Genomic DNA, 2,973 nt, shown 5'->3' on the forward strand with positions numbered 1-2,973 from the left:
GTGGAGCGGATCGAGGCGGAGTGCCGCGCCATCAGGGCGTCCAGACCCTCCGCCTCGATCCGCTCCACACAGGCCTCCAGGGCCAGCATCTCCAGCTGCGCCGGAGCGTGCAGCAGTGTCTTCCGGCCGCCGTCGATCCAGCGCTCCTTCCAGTCCAGGAGGGAGAGGTACGAGCGGCGCGGCGCGGCCGGGTTGGCGGCGAACCGCTCCCACGCCCGCTCGCTCACCGACACCGCCGACACACCCGCGGGCCCGCCCATCGCCTTCTGCGCGCCGATGATGCACATGTCCACGCCCCAGGCGTCCGGCAGCACCGGCTCGGCGCCGATCGACGCCACCGCGTCCAGGTAGAACAGCGCGCCGTGCGCCCGGACGACCTCACCGATCTCCGCCACCGGGTTGGTGTTGCCGGTCGCCGCCTCCGCGTGCACCAGGGACACGAAGTCGATCTCCGGGTGCGCGGCGAGCGCCTGCTCCACCTGGGCGGCCGTCACCGCCGTGTGGAAGGGCACCTCCAGGTCGACCACGGTCGCGCCGCAGTCCCGCAGCCAGTTGCCGAAGGTCTGCCCGTACGGCCCCGTGACCACGTTCAGGGCGGTCGATCCGGCCCGCGCACCGCTGCGGATGCACCCCTCGAGGGGGAGCAGCGCCTCGCCCTGGGTGATCACCACGTCCTGCTCCGTGGAGAGCAGCGCGGCCACCCGCCGCTCGATCGACGCGAAATGCGCGGCGGTCAGCGGGGCCAGGTCCAGGAGCGGATGTGTCACGGTCACGGCGGTGCCTTCTTCGACTCGGATTCGTGCGGGCGGAACTCCGGATCAGGGTACCGAGGGGCCCTCCCCGGCCGGGGTCCCGTCCTCGTACAGTGCAGACATGAGTGATCACGCGGTGCTGCACGTGAAGGGACGGGTGCTCGTCGGCCCCGAGGACGTACGGGACGAGCTGTGGTGCGTCGACGGGCGGATCACCTTCGACCGGCCCGCCGCCGAGGCGGTCACCGTGGAGGGCTGGGTGCTGCCCGGACTGGTCGACGCCCACTGCCACGTCGGCCTCGACCGGCACGGTCCCGTCGACGAGGCGACCAGCGAGAAGCAGGCCCTCACCGACCGGGACGCGGGCACCCTGCTGATCCGGGACGCGGGCTCGCCCTCGGACACCCGCTGGATCGACGAGCGGGAGGATCTGCCGAAGATCATCCGCGCGGGGCGGCACATCGCCCGCACCCGCCGCTACATCCGCAACTACGCCCACGAGATCGAGCCCGCCGACCTCGTCGCGTACGTCGGCCGTGAGGCCCGGCGCGGTGACGGCTGGGTCAAGCTCGTCGGCGACTGGATCGACCGCGAGGCCGGCGACCTCACCGCCTGCTGGCCGCGCGCCGAGGTCGAGGCGGCGATCGCCGAAGCCCACCGGCTCGGCGCCCGCGTCACCGCGCACTGCTTCGCCGAGGACTCGCTCCGCGATCTCGTCGAGGCCGGCATCGACTGCATCGAGCACGCCACCGGCCTCACCGAGGACACCATCCCGCTCTTCGCCGAGCGGGGCGTCGCGATCGTCCCGACCCTGGTCAACATCGCGACCTTCCCGCACCTCGCCGACGGCGGCGAGGAGAAGTTCCCCCGCTGGTCGGCCCACATGCGGAGGCTGCACGAGCGCCGGTACGACACCGTGCGCGCCGCCTTCGACGCGGGCGTCCCGGTCTTCGTCGGCACCGACGCGGGCGGCTCCCTCGCCCACGGCCTGGTCGCCGAGGAGGTCGAGGAGCTGACGAAGGCCGGCATCCCGCCGGTCGACGCGCTCGCGGCCACCGCCTGGGGAGCCAGGGCGTGGCTGGGGCGTCCCTCCCTGGAGGAGGGCGCCCCGGCCGACCTCGTCGTCTACGGCGAGGACCCGCGCGCGGACGTCCGGGTCCTCGCGGCACCGCGCCGGGTCGTCGTCAACGGGCGGGTGGTGGGGTAGCCCCCGCCCGCCCCGGGACGGTCAGCGGCGGGTCAGGAAGGCCAGCCGGGCCTTCTTCTCCGGGATGAAGACCTCCGGCAGGTCCACCTCGGGCAGTACGACCTCCGGGCCCAGCTCGAACCCGGCCCGCACCATGCGGGCGATCGCCTTCTCGTTGGAGGCGTCCGGCTCCACGACCACACGGGTGTGGTCCCGCAGCGTGAAGGCGATGAGCACGGACAGGAGTTTGCCGGTGAAGCCCGGCTGCGGGGCGGTGTGCGGCGCCATGAGGAAGTGGGCGCCGACGTCCCCGGGCTCCACCTCGTAGCACTCGCTGACGCGGTCGGCCCCGGGGTCGTACGTCTGGAGCAGGGCGACGGGCTCGTCGTCCAGGCTCACCAGGAAGCCGTGGTGCGTGGTGAGCGAGTCGAGGTGCGCGTAGATGTCCCGGACCTGCTCGACGGTGGTGCCGACCATGCCCCAGAAGCGGGACCGCTCCTCGTTGACCCAGGCGTGCAGGATCGTGGCGTCGCGCTCGGGCTCGACGGGCCGGACCGTGACGGTGCCGAAGCCGTCGATGCTCCGGACGAAGGCGGCGGTGGCGGTGGTCATCCCTGCTCCTTGGTGAGGTTCTGCCAGTCGGTGGTGACGGGGGCGAGTTCGCCCCTCAGCCACAGCGGAAGCTGGTCGCGGTGGTGCGGGTCGCCGGGCACGCCGGACGCGCCGAACGGCACGATCCAGCCGCTCCGTTCGCGGTCGGCGAGGTCCCAGACGTAGCGGGCGGCGGAGGCCCGGGCACTGCGGTCGGTCCACCCGGGCACGCTGGACGTGGAGAACACGCAGTCGTGGTCCCCGCCGAGCCCCGGCCACTGCGCGTCGTCGGGGTCGGGCAGTGCCTGCCAGGGCGCGAGCCGGTGCGTCACGCCCCAGGCGGCCGGGGGATCACCGGCGCCGACCTCGTCGAGCGCCTCGCGCACGATCCGGTCGACGTCCGCGGCGGGCACGGGCCCGGCCACGAGCAGGGTCTCCAGGGCG

Annotated in this window: 4 protein-coding genes; 1 reads left to right on the plus strand and 3 read right to left on the minus strand. The window is 73.6% G+C overall.

All coding sequences use genetic code 11. The features are described from left to right. On the minus strand, positions 1-767 hold a 767-nt coding region (locus tag AOK00_RS29105; RefSeq protein ID WP_055603222.1), incomplete at its 3' end, for a pyridoxal-phosphate-dependent aminotransferase family protein. Between the two features lie 106 nt (positions 768-873). On the opposite strand from AOK00_RS29105, the gene AOK00_RS29110 reads away from it, so the two are divergent. Continuing rightward, positions 874-1,959: an amidohydrolase family protein gene (locus tag AOK00_RS29110; protein ID WP_055603220.1), complete on the plus strand. Its 1,086-nt coding sequence runs from the start codon at positions 874-876 to the stop codon at positions 1,957-1,959. A gap of 21 nt (positions 1,960-1,980) precedes the next feature. On the opposite strand, the gene AOK00_RS29115 is transcribed toward AOK00_RS29110, so the two are convergent. Both AOK00_RS29115 and AOK00_RS29120 read right to left on the minus strand, forming a co-directional pair. Beyond that, the gene (locus tag AOK00_RS29115) at positions 1,981-2,550 is read right to left on the minus strand and encodes a GNAT family N-acetyltransferase (protein WP_055603221.1); all 570 of its coding nucleotides are present in this window, start codon (positions 2,548-2,550) and stop codon (positions 1,981-1,983) included. Continuing rightward, a partial coding sequence (locus tag AOK00_RS29120; protein WP_173861663.1) for a penicillin acylase family protein occupies positions 2,547-2,973 on the minus strand: 427 nt, incomplete at its 5' end. The genes AOK00_RS29115 and AOK00_RS29120, both read right to left, overlap by 4 nt.

This window comes from Streptomyces aureus, assembly GCF_001418135.1.
In the GTDB taxonomy this organism is placed as follows: Bacteria; Actinomycetota; Actinomycetes; order Streptomycetales; family Streptomycetaceae; genus Streptomyces; species Streptomyces aureus_A.